This window comes from Bifidobacterium callimiconis (assembly GCF_003952005.1).
In the GTDB taxonomy this organism is placed as follows: domain Bacteria; phylum Actinomycetota; class Actinomycetes; order Actinomycetales; family Bifidobacteriaceae; genus Galliscardovia; species Galliscardovia callimiconis.
Genome location: NZ_QXGJ01000008.1, coordinates 153422 through 174428, shown reverse-complemented (window position 1 = coordinate 174428; position 21007 = coordinate 153422). Strand labels below are relative to the sequence as shown.

Below are 21007 nucleotides of genomic sequence, written 5' to 3'. Positions count from 1 at the left end.
GACCCCACGGACTGGCAGGTCGACGCCGTCTGGTGCGCCGGCCGCCGCATGAAGTAGGGCTCGAAGGCTCCCGCCGCGCCGCCAAACGGGGGCCGACCGGGGCAATCTTCGAGTTCTGTGCGGATTCTGGACGGTCGCAGACACCTATCTGCGAGTTCTGTGCGTCGAAATAGTGAAAGTCCGAGTATGGACGTTGAAATTCCAACGGTCATACTCCGGATTCCTCTTATTACACGCACAGAACTCGAAGATAGATGTCATCAGCTATCCGGAATCCGCACAGAACTCGAAGATTGCCCGCAACCGCCCTCACCCCGCGGCAAAACCCGCCCTACCTCTCGGCCGGCCTGGCGCTATACTGTCTTCGGATTTAGACTATGGGGCCGGTCACGGCCTAAAGTCGTCTCCGGGTCCGAAAAGGCTCGGCGAGGCACGATGCCCGTGCCGAAACACCGGAACGGTTCGGAGGCGACGAATGCGAACGATCGGACGGATCTTCACGCGAGACATCCTTCGCCTCCTGAGAAACCCCGTCGCCATCGTCATCACCCTGGGAGTCGCCCTCATCCCCTCCCTGTACGCGTGGTTCAACATCATCGCCAACTGGGACCCGTACTCGAACACCGGCAACATCCAGGTCGCCGTCGCCAACGCGGACCAAGGCACCAGCAACGACCTGGTCGGCAAACTCAACGCCGGTAAACAGGTCGAACAGCAGCTCAGGGCCAACCACGAGCTCGGCTGGCGGTTCGTGAGCGAAACCCAGGCTAAAACCGGCGTAGAATCCGGCGAATACTACGCCGCCATCGTAATCCCCAAGGACTTCAGCAAGCAGCTCGTCAACACCATCAAAGGCACCGGCAAGCCGAAGATCAGCTACTACGTCAACGAGAAGAAGAACGCGATCGCCCCCAAGATCACCGACACCGGCGCCAGCACCATCGACGAGCAGATCAACCAGACATTCATCTCCACCGTCGCCAGCACCGTCGTCAACGCCGTGAAGCAATCCGCCGCACAGATCAACGGCAAGGCCGGCACCGCCCGCAGCGACATCGACACCGACCTCGACCAGGCCAGCACCGATCTCGCCGACGCGCAGACCGCGATGACTGACACCGCCAAAACCATCGACGCCTCCGTCAAGACCCTCGACGACGCCGGCACCACGCTTACCAGCCTTACCAAGCAGCTCAATGCCACCCAGACCGCGCTCACCGACGCCAACAGCGCACTCGGCGAAACCCGCAAGGAATCCCTGAACTTCTCCAACACGCTCGACTCCACCCTCGGCACCGCGGCCGGCAACCTCAGCGGCATGCAGGTCTCCGCCAACAACGCGGCCGGCGGCATCATCGGTGGATTCACCAACGTGCAGACCACCGTCGACCAGGCCGTCAGCGGCCAGAACAGCGCGCTCGCCAAGGGCCAGCAGGCCGTGGCCAACGTCCGCCAGACCGTCAACGGCCCGGCCGGCAGTGCCCTGCCCGCGACCCAACGCCAGAACATCCTCGACCAGCTCGACCAGCTCGACCAGCAGCTCAGCGACCAGCAGAAACAGGCCAACGACTTCTCCTCCAGCGCATCCACCATCACCGGCTCCGGCATCACCGCCACGCAGAACATGGCCGACGGGGTCACCACCCTCACCCAGAACGGCGCCGCCACCCTCACCGATACGCGCGGCAGCCTCAACACCACCGTCATGCCCTCGCTGCTCGCCGCCATGGACTCGTTCTCCGCCACCACCGGCAGCCTGGGCGGCACGCTCGGCGGCCTCAACTCCACCATCGGCCAGACGCAGACCATCCTCACCCAGCTCAAATCCACGCTCAACGGCACCAAGACCACGCTCTCCGACACCGCCAAATCCCTCGGCAGCGTGAAGACCGGCCTCGACACCACGCGCACCGACCTCGCCGCCCTCGAAAGCTCCGACATCTGGAAGCAGCTCAACACCCAGCTCAACCTCAACGCCACCGAAGCCGGCTCGTTCATGGCCTCGCCCGTCAACCTCGTCACCACCACCGTGTACCCCGTGTCCAACTACGGTTCGGCCGTCACCCCGTTCTACACGAACCTGGCGCTCTGGGTGGGCGGCTTCGTGCTCATCGCCATCTTCAAGCTCGAAGTCGACCGCGAAAACCTGGGTTCCAAGCGAGGCCACGGCCGCAACAGCCGCACCGCCCACGTCAACGCCGCACAGGCCTACATCGGCCGCGGACTGCTGCTGCTGAGCGTAGCCCTCCTACAGGCGCTGATCGTCACCGTCGGCGACCTGATCATCGGCATCCAATGCAAGAACCCGGTCGCGTTCGTGTTCTCCGGCCTGCTGATCTCCTTCGTCTACGTGAACGTGATCTACGCGCTCGCCGCCTCGCTCAAGCACATCGGCAAGGCCGTGGCCGTGATCCTCGTGATCGTGCAGATCCCCGGCTCGTCCGGCATGTACCCGATCGAGATGATGCCCGACTTCTTCCGCCGCCTCTACCCGTTCCTGCCGTTCACGTACGGCATCAACGCCATGCGCGAGACGATCGGCGGCGCATACGGCTCGCACTACTGGCACGATCTCGGCACGCTGCTGTGGTTCCTTGCCGCCGCGCTGCTGCTCGGTCTCGTCGCCCGCCCGTACCTGCTCAACCTCAACGCGCTGTTCGACCGCCGCCTCGGCGCCACCGACCTCATGGTGGCGGAGAAGAATAACATGCTCAACGAGCGCTTCAAGCTCACGTCGGTGATCAAACTGCTCATGGGCGTGGACGAGGTCCGCCCGCAGATCCGCCGCCGCGCCCACCGCTTCTTCAAGCTGTACCCGTACCTGATTCGCGCCGGCCTGGTGATGATCGTGGTGCTGCCCGCCGTGTTCCTGGTGCTCATGTTCAGCGTGGAGTCGAAGATCGTGATGCTCACCGCGTGGATTACGTCGATCATCCTCATCGACGTCTACCTGATCGTGGTGGAGTACACGTACGAGAGCTTCGCCCGCCAGCTTGGCATGAGCGCGATGGACAGCGATTCGCTGCGTACGGCCGTGTCCCGTCGACTGCATATCCCGCTGCCGGCGTTGGGCGGCCTCGGCGGGCTGCCGATTCCCGGTTTCCCGACGCATCATCGCGGCGCGCACGCGGCCGGTTCCGATTCCGCCGGTGCGGACGACGACGTGGTCGATGCGTTGCGATCGGCCGGAACCGCCGTGCCGGGTCAGCCGAAGACCGCCGTCGGCACGCCCGACGATTCTACGACCGGCTCGACTGATCCCCCCGGCACGACCGCCCCTAATCGCCACGCCCCTGATCGCCACGGAAAGGCGGCCTGCTGATGCGCAACATCCTGCAGATCTTCACGCGCGACGTGCGCAACGCCGTCAGCAACGTGATCGGCGTGATCGTGACGATGGGTCTCGTGATCGTGCCGTCGCTGTACGCGTGGTTCAACATCGCCGCCAGCTGGAATCCGTACGGCAACACCGCCAGTCTGAAGGTGGCCGTCGCCAGCGCCGACGCCGGATACAAGTCCGATCTCATCCCCGTGAAGATCAACGTGGGCGAGACCGTGATCTCCACGCTACGTGCCAACCATCAGCTCGACTGGGTGTTCACCGACCCCGACAACGCGGAGGACGGCGTGCGCTCTGGCGACTACTACGCGGCCATCGTGATCCCCAAAAACTTCAGCGCCGACATGATGACCCTGTTTTCACCCAAGGTGAAGCACGCGAAACTCAAGTACTACACGAACGAGAAGATCAACGCCATCGCGCCGCACGTCACCGACGAGGGCGCCGACACGATCGCCGATCAGATCGACAGCACGTTCGCCAAGACCATCGGACAGGTGGGCCTCGACCTGGCCACCACGCTCGCCAAATACGCGCAGGGCGACCAGATGCAGAATTATGTGGCCAACGCCACCGGGCACATCGACGCGATGGGCGATCAGCTCACGTCCGCGTCTGCGCAGACCGCGTCGTACTCCAAACTGCTCGCCTCGACCGAAGGCATCATCGACTCCACATCGAACCTGATCGACTCGTCCGGCAAGGCGGTCACGGACGCGAAGAACGGACTGAAGCAGGCGCAGGACGGCGTCACGTCGCTCGACAACGCGCTCAACGGTACGGCGGACACGCTGGGGTCGGCGCTCAGCCAGAGTGAGAAAAGCTACGATTCGGTGAGTGGTCAGGTCGATACCGCGTTCGACGCGATCGGCACGCAGTCGGATGCGGCGAGCAAGCAGCTGACCGCGCTGTCCGGCAAGGTCTCCAGTGCGGCGGACGGATACCAGTCGCTGATCGACGCGCTGAACGACATGAAGAGCGCGACCGGCGGGTCGGGTGGAGGTGCGGCAGACGGTGCGGCCGGTTCCGACGTGCAGACCGCGCTCGACGACGCCATCACCGCCGTGACCAACGCGCAGAAGGCGCAGAAGGACCTCGCCGGGCAGCTCTCCGGCGCGGCCGATACGATCAACGGCACCAACAGCGACGTCACCGCCAAACGCAACGACCTCAAGAACCAGATCGCCGCGGCCAAGAAATCCGTGACCGACGTCAAGACCACGTACGACAACGGACTCAAGCCCAAACTCGCCGCGCTCGCCGACTCCATCGACACCGTGAGCGCGCAGACCCGCAGCGTGGCCGACGGGGTGAGCGCCACCGTGAAGGACCTCAAGGGCGTCTCCGGCGATACGGACACGTCGATCGCCGGCATCCGCAAGATCCTCGACCGGGCGTCGGAACGACTCGGGTCGGCGGGGAACACGATGCATGATCTGAGCAAGCAGATCGCGGGAATTGCGGGTGGAACCGGGAATGCCGGTTCCGGAGCCTCCGGGGATTCGGCGGGATCGGCAGATTCCGGTCAGAGCGGTTCGGGCCAGAACGGTTCGGGGGATTCGACCTCGGGCGGTTCGGACGCCGCATCCTCGCCGGCCTCCCAGCTCGGCACGCTCGCCAATCTCGACCCGGACGCGCTCGCCGCGCTGCTGTCGTCGCCGGTGGGCGTGAACCGCGTGGCCGTGTACCACATCGCCAACTACGGTTCGGCCATGGCGCCGTTCTACACGATCCTCGCCATCTGGGTGGGATCGATCATCCTCGTCGCCATGATGAAGGTGGCCATGAGCGAGCGCGGGCGCGAGGAGGTGCTGATCGCCACGGGCGAGCCGCGTCTGCGCCTGCATCAGCAGTACTTCGGCCGGTACCTGTTCTTCATGCTGCTCGCGCTGCTGCAGGGTGCGCTCGTGGCGCTCGGCGACCTCTACTATCTCGGCATCCAGAGCGAGCACCCCATGCAGTTCCTGCTGGTGTGCGAGGTGGCGGCGGTGGTGTTCTCCAACATCACGTACACGCTGGCGCTGTCGTTCGGCGACATCGGTAAGGCGATCGCGGTGGTGCTGCTCGTGATGCAGGTGGCCGGTTCGGGTGGCACGTTCCCCATCGAGACGCTGCCTCCTGTGTTCCGCGCGCTCTACCCGTTCCTGCCGTTCCCGCACGGCATCGCCGCCATGCACGCGGCCATGGCCGGCGCGTTCGGCGCGGAGTTCTGGCGTGAGACCGCGCTGCTCGCCGTGTTCATCGTGCCGTCGCTGCTGCTCGGGCTCGTGTTGCGCAAGCCCGTGATCCGTCTCAACGATTGGATCATCCGCAACCTAGAAAGCACCAAACTCATGTAGCCCCGAGCCCCCGGCTTCCCGTTTTCTGACTCCCTTGGCTCCCCTCTCCGAGGGGAGCTGTCAGCGAAGCTGACTGAGGGGAGCCGGCAGGTGAGCTGGATATGCGCGACCAAAGGCCGTCCGTTCTTGCCGGACGAGCTGTCTGCGAAGCAGACTGAGGGGAGCTCTGCCCGCCAGTTCCCCGCCTACTCCTCTGCCAGCGGCGTATGCAGAAAGTCAAGAATCCTCCCCACATACTGCTGCATGATCTCATTGCGCTCGGTGGTCATCTCGTGCCGCGACCCCTTGAGCCGCACCAGCTGCACCGGACATCCGCCCGCCCGCACCTGTGCCGCGAACCGGTTCTGCGGCTTGGGCAGCACGTACGTGTCGTTCTCCGCCTGAAAGATCAGCAGCGGCGCCTCCACGCGCTCGCATGCCGACCGTCGCACGATCGACTTGTACATGCGCAGCCCCTCGCGCACCCAGCCGAACGTGGCCGCGTTCGTGTGATACTCGGGATGCTCGAGCCGCAGATCATGCACCCAGCGAGCGCGCGGCAGGCTCACCGTGCGGTAGAAGTCCTCGTCGAAGTTTTCGCTGAACATCTTCTGTCCGGGTGCCGCATGCTGGCCGAGCCCGATCGCGCAGGCCAGCTCCGCCACCGTGGGTGCGAGCCAGAGCGGCATGCCGGAGCGCAGCGCGATCATGGGCGCGCTGAGCACCGCCTTGTCGATGATGGTCGGGTACTGCTCGAGCAGCGCCGCCGCGATGCCGCCGCCCATCGAATGCCCATAGAGGTACAGCGGTTCCTCGATCGCGTAGTCCTGGCCGATGGTGGAGCAGAACTTCGCCAGATCGTCCACGTACCGGTGCCAGTCGTCGATCCACACCAGGCTCTCGTCATCCACGTCGCGCGGCGAATACCCGTGGCCGCGGTGTTCCAGGATGCACACGCTGAACCCATCAAGCAGCAGGTACCAGGCGAGCTCCGCGAATCGTTCCGCGAACTCGGTGAACCCGTGCGAGATCACGACCGCGCCTCGGAACGTGGCCGTGGCCCCCTGCTCGCGGATCGCGTCGAACTTGGCGGAGTCGTAGCACACGTAGTGCAGTTTGCCGGGCGTGGGCACCGGTCCCGCGGGTCTGGAGTTCGCCGGCTCCATCCACCCCTCCCGCCGGCATGCGGCCAGCGCGGGCAGCACGGTCTGCTTCATGGTCTCGGCATAATGCCGGTCGTCGATCAACTGCACTTGCATGCCTCCGAGCCTATCGCGGAGGCTGTAGCGCGACCGGATTCATTCCACGGGAATGGTGAATTTCCGGGCCGAGGGGTTTCCAGACCGGCGATGTGCGGTTTTGCACGAATTCTGAGCGGTTTCGTGGGGAAGTGTGCAGTTGAGAGGAAGGTCTTCGAGGGCGCCGGTACACAACTCGAAGATACCGATATCAGACCGTTGATTTTCCAACGATCCATTTTCCCTATCTTCGAGTTGTGCGCTGCGCGTCCGTGAGCCTCACGCCCACGCGCCTCCCATCACCCCAAAAACCGAACATCAGCCCCACCTCAACACCATATAACCAGTGGTTTTCGCTCCTGCCGCGACCTTTTCACCCGAGTCACGGAGTTGTGTGGCTTCCTCACACGAAAAACCACGCCCCTGCAACGCGAAACCCCTCCAGACCCGGCCTATGCCGCTCCGTAAAACCACAAAACTCGCAATCCCGATGGCCTCCCTCTCCCCCCGGAACCTCTCTGTCTCGTGTCTTAGTGTGATCACACTAAGAAGCAGGGGTGCCGTCAGTCTGCGCGATTACCCGTGCGGCCGGATTCGTTCCCCGGGAACGGTCATCGCTGCGGCACCTTGTCGTAGACGAGCGCGTTTGGAGACAAGGACCCCGCCCACGGCCGCAACCATTCGCGAATCCGCCGAGTGCCGGAGTCCGTGGTGGATTACTCGGCTTATTCGGCTGTATCGGCGGTGGCGTCCGTGAGGATCCCGGCGTCGTTGGACCAGTCGTCGTGTTCGTCGTCCGGGTTTTGGCCATCGTGCTCCGCGTGCTCGCCGCGAGGCTTTCGTTCCTCGCGCGCGCCGCCGGACGAGTGTTCGCCCACGTAGCGCAGTTCGGGCTTGGCCTCCATGCGGGACAGGCCGTTCCACGCTAGGTTCACGATGTACGCGGCGAGCTGCTCCTTGCTCATCTTGCGGTGCGTGGCCCAGTACTGGCCGGTGAACACCATGAGCCCCACGAGCATCTGCGCATAGTAGGGCACGCCCTTGGCCGGGATCTTGTGCCGCTTGAACGCGCGCACGAGCAGATCCTCAACGCGCACGCTCACGTCTCCGAGCAGGGAGTTGAACGATCCGGACGGGTCGGTGGTCGGACGGTCGCGCGAGAGCACCTGGAATCCTTCGGTGTGCTCCTCGATGTAGTTGAGGAACGCCATGGCCGCGTTCTCCACGATCTGCCGCGAGCCCTGCGCGGGTTCGGCGAGCGTTTCCATCATGGCGCCGGTGAGCGTCTGCATCTCGCGGTCCACCACCACGGCGTACAGACCCTCCTTACCGCCGAAATGCTCGTATACGATCGGCTTGCTCACCTTGGCGGTGGCGGCGATCTCCTCCACGCTCACCGCTTCGAACCCCTTGGCCGCGAACAGCGAGCGCCCTACTGCGATCAGCTGTTCTCGCCTCTGCAATGCCGTCATTCTGCCTGTACCGCTCATGGTTATCTAGTGTTTCACGCCGGTTTGACGCGGAGACGGCCGGTGGTGGCTGGGCAGGTGATTGCTTGGCCGATCAGACGGGCGGCCGATGGGGGTGGGGGAGATGACGGTAGGGGGTTACCGATTGGTTACGGAATAGGTGTCGATATTGGTCTGATGTCAGAGGTTTGGACCGGTGCGGGACGCCCGATCGGGCGTGTGCCGACAGTTCGTCTCGGGATGTAGACAATCGGCGATGATTATGGTCGTTGACGGGGAAAAAGTCGTGGCTGCTGAGAGAATTAGTCCTATGCCCATGCTCCTCATTTTTCTGTTTTGGATCGTCCTTGTTGTTGCGCTCGTCGTGGCCGTACTGCGGTACGCCCGACAGGATGCGCACCGTACTGATTTCTTCTACAGCTACGACAAGGACAACGAGGAGCACAAGCCGCGCGTGGTGAGTACCAAGGTGGCGTTCCAGCCGTCCGGCGATGCGAAGCGGGGAGCGTCCTCCGGGGCTGCATCCGCGACTCCGGTCTACGTGAATCATTCCTCCGTGGTGGAGGTGCGAGGCATGCGTCGCGACGAGCACGAGGGCGAACCCGAGGCCGAGAATCCGGCTCGCGCGTAGTGTCCTGACGTGACGTGGCGGTCCGACGGCCGTTTGCGTTCATAGATACGTATTTTGAATACGGATACCGTGATCCCAACAGCGCTGGCATGGGCGCGCTGATTCGCTGATCACAGAGACGGCTCCGGCTCCCCTCCCTGAGGGGAGCTGTCTGCCGAACGGCAGACTGAGGGGAGCACGAAGGTCATTGCTCGGGGCCGAACCATCAAGTATGTAGTCCGATGGATTGTTTCTGGATGAAGACGAGTCGGCAGCAAAAGATACCGCAGTCGTAGGCCGTCTGGCCTTGCCTGTGAAACCGGCTACTTGGCGGTCTGATGAGAGACTTTTCGCAGATGGAAAGAACCGTACCGACGCGGCCGATTCGATGCGGCATCGTCTGCGACGATCATTATTTGCCGTCTGCGACGGCATTCCACCTCATCCGTCAGCCTTCGGCTGCCACCTTCCCCTCAAGGGGACCGGGTTGGGCGGACTGAGGCCGGTTTCCCGGCGATGTTAGGGTGGGGACATGGATCAAATGACATTGTGGATCATCCTCGGCGTTGTAGCCGTGGTGGTCATCGCGGCCATTGTCGCCGTGGTAGTGAAGAAGAAGTCGGGTGCGCCGACCGAGGTCGCAGCGCCGGCTGTTCCGGCGGCGAAGGTTGAATCGGAACCGGCTAAGAAGCCTGAGACCGCAGCAACTGCGGAAAAGACCGCGGCCGACAAATCCGCTGCCGAGGCACGCGAGGAATCGCCGGCCGAGGAATCCGAGGAAACTCAGGAATCCACGACCGCAGTTGAACCGGAATCCAAGCCTGAGCCCGAATCTCAGCCTGTGAAGGTGGAGCAGCCTGCCGAACCGGAGTCCGAGTCCGATGCTGAGGCGAAGAGCAAGGCTGAGAACAAGAAGCCTGAAGCCGAATCTGCAGAAGCGTCTGAAGCATCAGCTGCTGAGAAGGCCCCTGTCGAATCCGCAGGGGAGAGCGAGGCTCCGGCTGTCGAGGCCCCCGCCGAATCCGCGGAGCCTGAGGTCGAGTCCATGTCGGCGCCGTCCGAGCCCAAGGACGAAGCGCCTAAGGGCGAGGCATCTACGGCCCCCGCTGAACCTGCCAAGCAGCCCGCCGCTGCAGAAAAGCCGGAAGCTGAGGCACCGGTCGAGCCCGCAGCCCCTGCCGAAGCACCTGCGGAGACGAAGGCCGAGCCGGAAGCTCAGGTCGCGCCCGAACCCGCCCGAGCCTCCGAGACCGAGCCCGCAGCCCAGACTCCCGCTCCGGCACCCGCCAAGCCCACCGCTCCCAAGCCGGAGCCGGCCGCATCCCGCTTCGAACGCCTGAAGGCCCGTCTTGCCAAGAGCGCGAACCCGTTCGGCAAGGCCCTGTTCTCCATCCTCACCCAGGACAACCTCTCCGAGGCCGACTGGGAGGATGTGGAGGACACCCTCCTGCTCGCCGACGTCGGTGCGGAGGCCAGCGAGCAGCTGGTCGAGGATCTGCGCAAGGACGCCCGCATCACCGGTGAGAAGAACCCGGAGGCGGTGCGCGCCATGCTGCGCGAGAAGCTGCTCGACCTCGTGGGCCGCGACATGGATCGTTCGCTCGTCGCATCCCGTCCCCGTCCGGCCGACGCCGGCCCGTCCGTCATCATCATGGTGGGCGTGAACGGTACCGGCAAGACCACCACCGCCGGCAAGCTCGCCCGACTCTTCGTGGCCGAGGACAAGAAGGTCGTCATGGGTGCCGCCGACACGTTCCGCGCGGCCGCAGCCGATCAGCTGGAAACGTGGGGCAGCCGCGTGGGCGTTCCCGTCGTGCGCAGTGACAAGGACGGCGCCGACCCGGCGTCCGTCGCGTTCGAGGCCGCCAAGGTGGCCAAGGAGCAGAACGCCGACGTACTCATCATCGACACCGCCGGCCGTCTGCAGAACAAGTCGAACCTGATGGACGAGCTGGGCAAGATCCGCCGCGTCACCGAGAAGACGCTGCCCGTGGAGGAGGTCCTGCTCGTGCTCGACGCCACCACCGGCCAGAACGGCATGACCCAGGCCAAGGTGTTCGCCGAGGTGATCGGCATCACCGGCATCGTGCTCACCAAGCTCGACGGCTCGGCCAAGGGCGGCATTGTCATCAGCGTGCAGAAGGCGCTGGGCGTGCCCGTCAAGCTCGTCGGCCTCGGCGAAGGCCCTGACGATCTGGCCCCGTTCGATCCCGAAGGCTTCGTCGACGGCATCCTCGGCTGATCGTTCGAGCAACAAGTAAACAAGCAATTTGGGGCGTCAAATACCCGAAAATCGGTCCAAAAACGGGAACTTGACGCCCCAAACACCAAATCTTCTCGCATAGTGGACCAAAAACAGCACCCATCCCACAATCCGGTCATCAACGCAGATGCCAAGCGCCCACGCCCCATCACCAACCCATAGCCTTACCCTATGTAACGAAACCCGTTCCGGTTAACACCTCCGTAACACTATGTAATCGCGCGGGTAATCCAAGCGTCGTTTCATACAACCGTTGGCTTTCACGGCCGTATGTCGCATGTCGCCCGCGCGCACAACGCGCAAACCGACACCGCATACGCCCACTCCGCGAAAGCCGGAAAAGGTTACTTTCGGTCGGGCGCATCCCGACCACAACGGACAGGATCCCCGGCGCGTGCAGGGCCGGGCGACCTGCAGAGAGGGAGGTAGACATGGGTGACGCAGGCAATGCAGCATGGATGTTGACTTCAGCGTCCTTGGTTTTCCTCATGACGCCCGGTGTGGCGTTCTTCTACGGAGGCATGGTTCGCGCGAAGGCCGTGCTGAACATGCTGATGCTGTCCACCGCGGCACTGGCCGTGACCGGCGTCGTGTGGACGTTCTGGGGCTGGTCGATCGCATATGCCGGCACTGACATCGGCGGCATCTTCGGCGATCCCGCCACCGGATTCCTGCTGAAGGACACGATGGTCGCCACTAACGGCGTGTGGGGTTCCGTTGACGGAGGCTCCGACGCCGCCTACCCGCCGAGCATCAACGTGGCGTTCCAGGTCACGTTCGCCATGATCACCGTCGCGCTGATCACCGGTGCACTCGCCGAGCGCATCAAGTTCAGCACCTGGATGATCTTCGTGGCCCTGTGGATCACGTTCGTGTACGCCCCGATGGCACACATGGTGTGGAACGGCGGTCTGCTGTCCCCCGACGGTGCCATCTCCCAGGCCATCGGCGCTCAGGCCCACGATTTCGCAGGTGGTACGGTCGTTCACATCAACGCCGCAGTCGCCGCACTCGTCACCGTGCTGATCATCGGCAAGCGCAAGGGCTTCCCCAAGGAGCCGTTCCGCCCGCACAACGTTCCGTTCGTGATGCTCGGTGCCTTCCTGCTGTGGTTCGGCTGGTTCGGCTTCAACGCCGGTTCCGCCTTCGCCGCCAACGGCACCGCCGGCTACACCTGGGTCTCCACCACCGCCGCCACCTCCGCCGCAACGCTCGGCTGGCTGTTCACTGAAAAGATCCGCTCCGGCCACTACACCGCCATGGGCGCCGCTTCGGGTATGGTCGCCGGCCTGGTCGCCATCACCCCGGCCGCCGATGTGGTCTCCCCGCTGTGGGCCATGGTGCTCGGCCTCATCGCCGGTATCCTCTGCTGCTTCGCCGTCGGCCTGAAGTTCAAGCTCGGCTACGATGATTCGCTCGACGTGGTCGGCGTGCACGGCGTCGGTGGTCTCACCGGTACCGTCCTCGTCGGCTTCTTCGCCCAGGACACCGGCCTGTTCGCCGGTGGCGACTACAAGCAGCTGCTCGTGCAGATCGTCATCGCACTGGTCGCCATCCTCTACTCCGGCGTGCTCACCGCCATCATCTCCTTCGCTCTTGAGAAGACCGTCGGCTGGCGCGTCACCGAGGCTCAGGAAGTCGGCGGCGTCGACTTGGCCGACCAGGGCGAGCGTGCTTACGATTTCGCTGGTACCGCCAGCTCCATCCTGAAGGGAGTGAAGTGAAATGAAGCTCATCACCGCAATCATTCAGCCTCATAAGCTCGACGAGGTCAAGGAAGCGCTCGCTGCCGCAGGCGTGCACGGCCTGACCGTCTCCGAGGCCAACGGCTACGGTCGTCAGCGCGGTCACACCGAGATCTACCGCGGTGCCGAGTACACCGTGGACCTGATCCCGAAGATCCGCGTTGAGGTGCTGTCCGACGACGCCGACGCCGACACTCTGGTCGACGTGATCGCCAAGGCCGCCGGCACCGGCACCATCGGCGACGGCAAGATCTGGGTCGCCCCGCTCGACTCGGTCACTCGTGTCCGTACGGGCGAGACCGGTTCCGCCGCGATCTGACGGATTCGACCGCGCGGATTCACCGCGCATACTGACGGCGATCCGTTCGACCGCATCAGGATTTCAGGACGGTTTCCGCAACCGCTCTGATTGATGAAAACAGTCCCCGTGACGGCCCGCCCGCCACGGGGATTTTTCATACCCGTCTCTTCTCTTCGTGCTCCCTGCCTCTTTTTTCGTGCTCCCTCCCAGGGAGGCTGAGTCCGTTAAGAAAACGCCAGCGGCGTTTTTAGGACTCAGGTGAGCCGACAGGCGAACCAGAAGGAAGGCCGGCCACAGGCCGTCCATTCTTGCGGGACGCTGTCACGCCAAGCGTGACTGAGGGAGGGCCCAACCCCAAAACTCCCCAATCCCAACCTTTCCTCAATCCCTAAAATCCCTAAAATCCCCCCCCCAAAAAAAACTTCCCAACCACCTACTCTCTAAGGAGAACAATTGGCTTCTGCGGTTGATGGGCTCAAAACACGACTGGTGGCAGTCAGCCAGCCCGATGACGACGGCGTCTACCGAAACGGTGCCGCAAAACGCGCCAAGCGTGTGGAAATCGTCCTTGAATCACTCAAACAACTCTGGCACGACTCCCTCGAATCCATGGGCTCCGACGCACCCGACCACGGCATCGGTCTCGCCGCCGTCGGCTCGCTCGCCCGCCGGCAGATCGGCCCCTGCTCGGACCTCGACCTGGTCATCATCTACGATCCGCACGCGATCAACGACCACAACGTGACCACTCTCGCTGACAAACTCTGGTATCCGCTCTGGGATTCCGGACTCGACCTCGACCATTCCGTGCGCACACGCCAGCAGTGCGAAGCCGTCACCGACAGCGATCTGCCCGCCGCCATGGGCTGGCTCGACGTGCTGCCCGTGGCCGGCGACACCGAACTGATCCGTAGAACCGCCGACTCGATCCGCGAGCGCTGGCGCAAGGCCGCGCGCAAACGCCTGCCCGAACTCACCGACTCCGCCAAACAGCGCTTCGACCGTTTCGGCCAACTGCCGTATCTGAACCAGCCCGACATCAAGGAGGCGCGCGGCGGACTGCGCGACACCGTACTCGTCTCCGCGCTCGCCACGTCATGGCTGGCCGATCGTCCGCACGGCAGCTACGACGACGCTGTGGAACATCTGCTCGATGTGCGCGACTGCATCCATCTGGCCGCGAACAAGGATACGAACCTGCTGCTGCCCGCCTATCAGGTGGACGTGGCGCGCATGATGGGCCTGAGCGATCCGACCATTCCCGATGAGGATCAGCGTGCCGCCGAGTCGATCGAGAACATGCAGACGATTCTTGCGCGCTACGGTCGGCGTATTGCGTTCGCCTTGGATTCCACAGCGTCGCGTGCCGCGCATTCGCTCACGCACGAGCAGCCGCGGTTCTCGTTCTTCCAGATCTTCCAGCCGCGTGGCGGTGGACGTCGTGAGGCGCCGACGTTCGACGTGATCGCGCCTGATGTGGCACGGCACGAGGGCGAGGCGGTGCTTGCTCCCGGCGTGGATCCGAGCAAGGATGGCACGCTCGCTCTGCGTGTGGCCGTGGCCGCCGCCGAGAACGACCTGCCCATTGCCCCCGGTACGCTCGCCAATCTCAAGCGCTGCCCGATTCATGACCGTGACTGGGATGCGGACAGCCGCGCCGCGTTCGTGCGACTGCTGGCCACCGGTTCGGCGTTGCTACGAGTGTGGGAGGAGCTTGACTTCGTTGATATTCCGGGCCATTGGATTCCTGAATGGCTGGGTATTCGCAACCGTCCGTCCGTGTCCGCTGCGCACCGGTACACCATTGACCGGCATATGCTCGAGGTGACCGCGCGGCTTGAACGCACGTCGCCGACCGGCGAGCGCTACGACGACGAGCATTACACAGTGCTTCTCATGGCCGGTATTCTGCATGACATCGGCAAGCGCCCGCGCATCAGCGACCATGCGGCCGAGGGTGCGCGCCATGTGCCGGTGATCATGAAGCGTATGGGTTTCCCGCAGGAGCAGATCGACATGACGACCACGTTGGTGCGTGAGCATCTGACCCTGTCCGATTTCGCGTCGAGCAAGAGCCCGGATGACGATGCGGCTGTGAGCGAGCTGGCCGCACGGCTGGGCAATGATCCGATCATGCTTGACATGCTGTTCGATCTGACGCGCGCCGACGGTTCGTCGTTGGGTGCGACGGCGGGGGAGACCATCACTAAGAAGTACGGCTGGTCCAAGTGGCGTGCCGCCCTGGTGGGCGCCATGTACTCCGCCGCCCGCGCCGCCGCCGTACGCGCCAAGGCGTGATTCTAGGCGCCTCAACCCCTTTGACTCCCCTCCTTGGGAGGGGAGCTGTCCGCCAAACGGCGGACTGAGGGGAGGGATCTCCCCCTTCCAGTTTCCAGTTCACGATTTTCCACCCCCGGCAAATCGTGAACTCTGTAACCGCCCCCAAATGTTGCAATTACGTAGCGGCAGGCGTCAAAACCAGTTCACGATTCAAAGAGCCGCGCAAATCGTGAACCAGCCTCGTCTTCGCGTCACCGCATCCAGGCATCCGACCGCGCCCTGAGCCCATTGGCCAGACCCCTGCCGCCCATAAGCACCACATTGAACGCGAGCCACAGCACCGCCGTGCGTGTGCAGCCATAATTCAATTTTTAATTGATGTTATTTATTTTTCTATACCAGATGCAATCGCTCTGATAAAATTCCTGTAGCATTGATACGTCTCCCAGTCCGGCGGGGGTGATTACATCGTTGACGAAATTGTTGTCGGGGTCTTCTATATAGGTTTTATACCAGTTCGTTTCCGTCATTTTCCTGAGATCATTGAGTGCCTCCTGTGTGCCTGCACTATCTGTTTGGTGATTGTCCAATATGTATCGTTCCGTCGAACATTCCCAATAAAAGTAAGCCTGATCCTGTCCCCATCCTTCAGCGTAAAGGGTTGATTTTCCTCCATCGTCGGACATGTTGTTAGGGAAGCTGTCGCCATTGCGCAGTGTAAATGGGAATGTGCTAACAGTGTTCTGATATTCTTCATTGGACTTTTCCCACGTCATAGTGGGAATGCTGCCGGTGCTACTGGAATCTGCGGACGAATCCGAATTCTGATTTTGAACATTTGCTGAAGTCTTATCTTCTTTGGCCCGATCATTGGTTGCCGGGATTCCGCAACCGGATAAGAACATGCATGGTAGTAGCACGAGGCAAAAAAGCAGATGCTGAATTCTTTTCAAGTTATATTTGGTCATTTTCTCTTCATAACGGTAGAGGGGGATCTCGAAACGAGATCCCCCATATTTTGCCGGGAGGTTACAGCGTGAGTGTGCCGCGCCACTGATAAACGGGCATGGATACATGAGCTGAAATCATGCGGCCATTAAGCGCATAACGGCCCGCGGCGACCGTTCCCCAGGACTGGTACGACGGCGAAGTGAACGACAGGCTGCTGGTTACCTGAGAACCGGAGGTGTTACGCAGACCGAACCGGCTGGTTCCGCTTACGTTCTCTGTGATGCGCAGACCCGCAGTGCCACGGGTGTGGCTTCGGAACGTGGAGTATTGGACAAGCTGTCCTCCGGCATTAAGCTGTCCGGAGACGCTGTAGGTAGCGGCATTTGCTGCGGCCGGTGCTCCCAGCATCAGTGCCAAGCAAGCTACAAGTACAGTCATGATACGTTTTGTCTTCATTGCGAACTCTCCTTCTTCGGCTGAATTGCGACACGTCGATGATGCGTCGCGTAGCACCCCCTTGCAAAAAATCTCCACTCCTCTGTCCTCAAAAAAGTGGACAGAGATAATTGGAGCTTGTTAAAATTGGAAGTTAATTCATGGTGGAAATTTCTTAAAGATGGCTAGTGAGAACAAAGGGGTCGGTGTGTCCACTCATTTGTATGACAGTAAAAGCTTCACGATTGGCATTGTCGATAATGATCGATTGAGCCTAATGGCTTTGGCGACCCTAATTGAGAGATATCTAGAAGAATGTCGAATTCTATGGAAAGTCGTTGACGGAAGAAGCGCCGTGGATCTTTGTTTAAGTGCGCGTTCGCGGCCGGATGTGTTGATCGTTGATATGTCGCTGGAGGGAATGAGCGGATTATCTGTTTGCCGACAGGTGAGAGCCGCCACCGACAGGGTAGCCATATTGGGAGTTACGTCGTTTAGCTTAGAGATGTATCGATACTCTGCGCGAGAGGCCGGAGCACAAGGTCTAATCGGAAAAGAAGATATAGAAAAGATTTGTGAGGCTATTGTTTCCTTGGCTAACGGGCGTATAGCCGATGCTGCATTCTCCGAAACCGCCATTGAATCCCATCGCCGTTTAACGGCCGATGGAGATGAGCCATTGCGGTGTCGTAGCCTTTCCCGTAGGGAGATGGAGGTCATGGATCTCAGCGTTTGTGGGAAAAGCAGAAAAGCAATCGCGAAGGAACTCGGTATTGGGGAGACTTCGATTAGAACTTTGCAGGAACGGGCTTTTAAAAAGCTTGGAGCCAGAAATAAGACCGAAGCCGTTGTGGCATGGTTGAGCTTCCGAAATGAATAGAGCATCGTGGATTGGTTTTATGAAAGAAATATTTAAAAGTCGAAACGTAATCTATATACTGTTGGCAGTCTCCTTTGTAGAGATTTCAGCCGTAGTCGAATGGATTCTGTACCCTGTGTCCGGAATCATCGCAATTTTATTATCAATACTGTACATGGTATTGGTTGCTTTGCTTCCGTTTTCTGCAAAACATTTCTCGTTTGGAATCATATCCTTATATGTGTTTTGTGAACTTCTTCCTTTTGATACCGGTTTGGCACAACTCGAGGGTGTTCTGCTGGCATTATTCTGTATTTTTGCTCTTCAAAGAGATCAATGAGAATTACCTGTCTAGTTGCTATCGTAATTGCATGGTTGGCCTCCTGTATTTTATATGATATTGAAGATATAAGGGCGGCTGGATCTTCGTTGTATGGTATTGGATTGCTTTGTTTTGCATCTGCCGCGGGACTAACTGTAAGAATTGAGCAGGAGAAGAAGTGTATTGAAATAAATAGGGTCAGATCAGAGAAGATGCATGCTTCATTAAATGATTTGCATGTTAGAAATGAACTTGCCGAGCGCATTCATGAATCGATTTCCAATCGGATCGCTTATAGTGTATTGCTTCTTCGCTCAAGGGACTCATCGTCCTCAAGTCAGGATTTGGATAAAGAGATATCTGGTTCTTTGATGGAAGCTCTGCGTGAAACGCGGGATGTTGTTACCGTGCTGAATGAACCTACGATTGATGTAAGGCAGAGGAGAGCTGAGTATCATCAAGGGTTTGAGCAGTCTCTTGCCGATCAGATGCGAATTGGCGACAGGCAGCTGCGAATGCTGGGGTTTAACGGTAAATCCATATTAAAGAACAGTATCCCTGATATATGCGTATCCGATGATGTTCGAGATTTTATATTGGAACTTTTGCGGGAGATTTACTCGAATATTGCCTTTCATTGCTCTGCTGAGAGTAACTTTTATGAAGTTCGCGTAAGGCTTAGTGATATGCACATCGATATATATCAAGTCAATGATCTGTCCGACATTGAATTCTTTAACAAAAAACCTCGATCGGGAGCCGGACTGACTTCCAAGATCGAGGTTCTTGAATCATTGGGTGGCAGTTGGTCGTTTTGTTGTGAAGATGGAGCTTGGGTGTTGAAAATCAGTATGCCGCTTATTGACGAGGGCACTTCTTTAAAACAATCAGCAGCGGAGGGCAATGTGTAGGATGTCGGGTTTCGGCGGCGGTAGTCTGCTCTGCCATCGCATAATTCGTTTCTGAATTGATGATTGGCGCGGAAGGCAAAGTTATTGACAAGATGGCGGCAAGAATCACTCGGGCCATTATTGCTCCTTACTGATGTTTATATTCCGATTTGTCTAATGATTTGAATCACAATATTAAGTATCCTTGCCAATAACGATTGCCTGCATGTATTGCAGTCATTCGACCGTTTAAGGCATAGTGGCCAGATGCCACGGTTCCCCATGACTGATATTTAGGTGAGTCGTATAGGAGTGAAGATGTTATCTGGCTTCCGTTCGTACTTCGTAACCCAAAACGGCTGTATCCTGTTACGCTGTACGTAATGCCAAGTCCGGCTGTTCCTCGGGAATGGTATCGGAATGTTGAATATTGCACTAGCGATCCGCCTGTATTCAGCTCGCCGGTGACCCGATATGTGGCCGCGTTGGCTATGGAGGGGAAGAGCAGAGCCAGAACAATGCTCGTAATGGTTATTATGGAAGAAAATACTTTCCTGTTCATTTTTTTACTCTCTGTCAATTTTCTTTTTGATTATGTTCTCTTCCTGCGTGATGGCAACTCGTTGAATGTCTTTGTCCTCTTTTTAGAGGACAAAGACATTGATCGGCTTGAGCATCGTTATCAATTTGACTCACACTGTCTTAGGAAATGGAAATAGGCGGTGTATATGTCACATAGGGTGGTTCGTCGGAGAGTGAAAGTCATACTGAGTTGTATTGCAATTTTTGCTTTAGTTGCTTCGCTATGTACATATGCCTATGTACATGTTATGCAAGCTAATGCTGGGAATCAGACTGCAGAATCAGGGTATGCATCTCGGCTCTTAACAAAACAAACGGCTACAGTGACCAAAGGAACCCTCACTCCTGTAGTTTCCTCAACCGGTACCGTTCAAGTTGCTCAACCGTTTGCGGTTCTTTCGTCGAATGGGGGCTGGTTCCACTCAATCGTTAAAACGAATGATTATGTGAAATCCGGAAGTATTTTAGGATACGTCGATCGGCAGAGCGTAATCGCTCCGGTCGACGGATTGGTTACTGCCGTTATCGCGGACAACATGGTTTCGTCACATTATCCGTTATTTACCATTACGTATGCTGGAATGTCGGTAAATGTAGACGCCACCAAGTTATTGAAAACAGCGCAAGTCGGGACGGTACTGCATGGGAGATTTCAAGTTACGGATGCGGATGGTCCTACTGATTGTTTAGCTGTAGTAGAAATGGCGGATATAGTAACCACAGGTAATGATGATGACGCGCAGACCAACGATGAAGAGCAATCGTCAAATGATGGTGAGCCGAAAACCGAGCAAGAGGAACCTCGGTCCCAATCCCGAATAAATACCCCTTCCGAAGAAGAGTCCCCTGCCTCCCCAAACGAGGATGATCAAGCGGATGCTTCTGGTGAAGATGAATATGTGCCTCTTGCCGATAATGAAGACACCGATAAAGAGGAGATCCAGCCGGAAGGAGAATCCTCCTCATTCCAAGGCGCGACGGAAGGCATTAATAGTGCCTTACTCTCGGCGGACTTTACGCAATTAAATCGTATTGTATCTGTGGCAGATGCCAATGCTAATTCAGATTCATTGCAATCCGGAACGGTGCAATGTCTCCTTCCAAGAGAGTCGGAGGCACGAGTCGGCCAGTCCGCTGTCTCCGTAATTTCAGCCCCGGCCATATCCGATGCACTGTTACTGCCGATCACCTCGGTTGCAGGCCGCTTGGGGACAGGCTCTGTTCTGAAGAAAGAAGGTACACAGTTTACGGCAACTACTGTCAAACTAGGTGCTTCTGATGGCACATCCATAGTAATTCTCAGCGGTCTTAATGAAGGAGATGTAGTGAGTGCTACCGCTCCAAACCTGACAAAGTCATCAAAAAATGATAACGAGCAAGGGCTTTATGGGGGTAATGGTTGAT

At 59.6% G+C, this 21007-nt stretch carries 14 protein-coding genes; 10 read left to right on the top strand and 4 right to left on the bottom strand.

Going from position 1 to position 21007, the window contains the following annotated elements; translation table 11 throughout:
- Nucleotides 1–475: 475 nt before the first annotated feature.
- The gene (locus D2E23_RS08680; RefSeq protein WP_126030515.1) at nt 476–3322 is read left to right on the top strand and encodes a YhgE/Pip domain-containing protein; all 2847 of its coding nucleotides are present in this window, start codon (nt 476–478) and stop codon (nt 3320–3322) included.
- Nucleotides 3322–5679 (top strand): YhgE/Pip domain-containing protein, encoded by a 2358-nt coding sequence (locus tag D2E23_RS08675; protein WP_126030514.1) that lies wholly within the window; start codon nt 3322–3324, stop codon nt 5677–5679. The genes D2E23_RS08680 and D2E23_RS08675 overlap by 1 nt, the downstream gene beginning before the upstream one ends.
- A gap of 185 nt (nt 5680–5864) precedes the next feature.
- Here the strand turns inward: D2E23_RS08675 and D2E23_RS08670 are convergent, their stop codons facing one another.
- Together D2E23_RS08670 and D2E23_RS08665 are read right to left on the bottom strand one after the other, a co-directional pair.
- Nucleotides 5865–6917, bottom strand: a complete 1053-nt coding sequence (locus D2E23_RS08670; RefSeq protein ID WP_093961137.1) for an alpha/beta fold hydrolase — start codon at nt 6915–6917, stop codon at nt 5865–5867.
- Nucleotides 6918–7621: 704 nt separating this feature from the next.
- Nucleotides 7622–8368, bottom strand: a complete 747-nt coding sequence (locus D2E23_RS08665; protein ID WP_126030513.1) for a TetR/AcrR family transcriptional regulator — start codon at nt 8366–8368, stop codon at nt 7622–7624.
- A 307-nt stretch (nt 8369–8675) separates the two neighbouring features.
- Here D2E23_RS08665 and D2E23_RS08660 point away from each other — a divergent pair, with 307 nt between their 5' ends.
- From D2E23_RS08660 to D2E23_RS08640, 5 genes are all read left to right on the top strand, one after another.
- Complete coding sequence (locus D2E23_RS08660) at nt 8676–8996, top strand: hypothetical protein (RefSeq protein WP_126030512.1); 321 nt, start codon at nt 8676–8678, stop codon at nt 8994–8996.
- Between the two features lie 1024 nt (nt 8997–10020).
- Nucleotides 10021–11217, top strand: a complete 1197-nt coding sequence (ftsY, locus tag D2E23_RS08655; RefSeq protein WP_420897298.1) for a signal recognition particle-docking protein FtsY — start codon at nt 10021–10023, stop codon at nt 11215–11217.
- 452 nt (nt 11218–11669) lie between these two features.
- Nucleotides 11670–12962, top strand: a complete 1293-nt coding sequence (locus tag D2E23_RS08650; RefSeq protein WP_126030511.1) for an ammonium transporter — start codon at nt 11670–11672, stop codon at nt 12960–12962.
- Nucleotide 12963: 1 nt separating this feature from the next.
- Nucleotides 12964–13302, top strand: a complete 339-nt coding sequence (locus D2E23_RS08645; protein WP_126030510.1) for a P-II family nitrogen regulator — start codon at nt 12964–12966, stop codon at nt 13300–13302.
- A gap of 435 nt (nt 13303–13737) precedes the next feature.
- Complete coding sequence (locus tag D2E23_RS08640; RefSeq protein WP_126030509.1) at nt 13738–15582, top strand: [protein-PII] uridylyltransferase family protein; 1845 nt, start codon at nt 13738–13740, stop codon at nt 15580–15582.
- A 353-nt stretch (nt 15583–15935) separates the two neighbouring features.
- Here the strand turns inward: D2E23_RS08640 and D2E23_RS08635 are convergent, their stop codons facing one another.
- Together D2E23_RS08635 and D2E23_RS08630 are read right to left on the bottom strand one after the other, a co-directional pair.
- Nucleotides 15936–16532, bottom strand: a complete 597-nt coding sequence (locus D2E23_RS08635; RefSeq protein WP_241227263.1) for a hypothetical protein — start codon at nt 16530–16532, stop codon at nt 15936–15938.
- 61 nt (nt 16533–16593) lie between these two features.
- On the bottom strand, nt 16594–16971 hold the full coding sequence (locus D2E23_RS08630) for a hypothetical protein (RefSeq protein ID WP_126030508.1): 378 nt from the start codon (nt 16969–16971) through the stop codon (nt 16594–16596).
- A gap of 160 nt (nt 16972–17131) precedes the next feature.
- Here D2E23_RS08630 and D2E23_RS08625 point away from each other — a divergent pair, with 160 nt between their 5' ends.
- The 3 genes from D2E23_RS08625 to D2E23_RS08615 all read left to right on the top strand — a co-directional run bounded on the left by D2E23_RS08625 (nt 17132) and on the right by D2E23_RS08615 (nt 21006).
- On the top strand, nt 17132–17830 hold the full coding sequence (locus D2E23_RS08625) for a response regulator transcription factor (RefSeq protein ID WP_126030507.1): 699 nt from the start codon (nt 17132–17134) through the stop codon (nt 17828–17830).
- 315 nt (nt 17831–18145) lie between these two features.
- Nucleotides 18146–19042 carry a sensor histidine kinase gene (locus D2E23_RS08620; protein WP_126030506.1) on the top strand — a complete coding sequence of 299 codons (897 nt, stop codon included), beginning with the start codon at nt 18146–18148 and terminating at the stop codon, nt 19040–19042.
- 809 nt (nt 19043–19851) lie between these two features.
- Nucleotides 19852–21006, top strand: coding sequence for an efflux RND transporter periplasmic adaptor subunit (locus D2E23_RS08615; RefSeq protein ID WP_126030505.1), 1155 nt, complete (start codon nt 19852–19854; stop codon nt 21004–21006).
- Nucleotide 21007 lies beyond the last annotated feature (1 nt).

Coding starts and splice junctions, on each gene's coding strand:
- D2E23_RS08680 (WP_126030515.1), top strand. CDS start 476: ATGCGAACGATCGGACGGATCTTCACGCGAGACATCCTTCGCCTCCTG.
- D2E23_RS08675 (WP_126030514.1), top strand. CDS start 3,322: ATGCGCAACATCCTGCAGATCTTCACGCGCGACGTGCGCAACGCCGTC.
- D2E23_RS08670 (WP_093961137.1), bottom strand. CDS start 6,917: ATGCAAGTGCAGTTGATCGACGACCGGCATTATGCCGAGACCATGAAG.
- D2E23_RS08665 (WP_126030513.1), bottom strand. CDS start 8,368: ATGACGGCATTGCAGAGGCGAGAACAGCTGATCGCAGTAGGGCGCTCG.
- D2E23_RS08660 (WP_126030512.1), top strand. CDS start 8,676: ATGCCCATGCTCCTCATTTTTCTGTTTTGGATCGTCCTTGTTGTTGCG.
- ftsY (WP_420897298.1), top strand. CDS start 10,021: ATGTCGGCGCCGTCCGAGCCCAAGGACGAAGCGCCTAAGGGCGAGGCA.
- D2E23_RS08650 (WP_126030511.1), top strand. CDS start 11,670: ATGGGTGACGCAGGCAATGCAGCATGGATGTTGACTTCAGCGTCCTTG.
- D2E23_RS08645 (WP_126030510.1), top strand. CDS start 12,964: ATGAAGCTCATCACCGCAATCATTCAGCCTCATAAGCTCGACGAGGTC.
- D2E23_RS08635 (WP_241227263.1), bottom strand. CDS start 16,532: ATGACCAAATATAACTTGAAAAGAATTCAGCATCTGCTTTTTTGCCTC.
- D2E23_RS08630 (WP_126030508.1), bottom strand. CDS start 16,971: ATGAAGACAAAACGTATCATGACTGTACTTGTAGCTTGCTTGGCACTG.
- D2E23_RS08625 (WP_126030507.1), top strand. CDS start 17,132: ATGGCTAGTGAGAACAAAGGGGTCGGTGTGTCCACTCATTTGTATGAC.
- D2E23_RS08620 (WP_126030506.1), top strand. CDS start 18,146: ATGAGAATTACCTGTCTAGTTGCTATCGTAATTGCATGGTTGGCCTCC.
- D2E23_RS08615 (WP_126030505.1), top strand. CDS start 19,852: ATGCAAGCTAATGCTGGGAATCAGACTGCAGAATCAGGGTATGCATCT.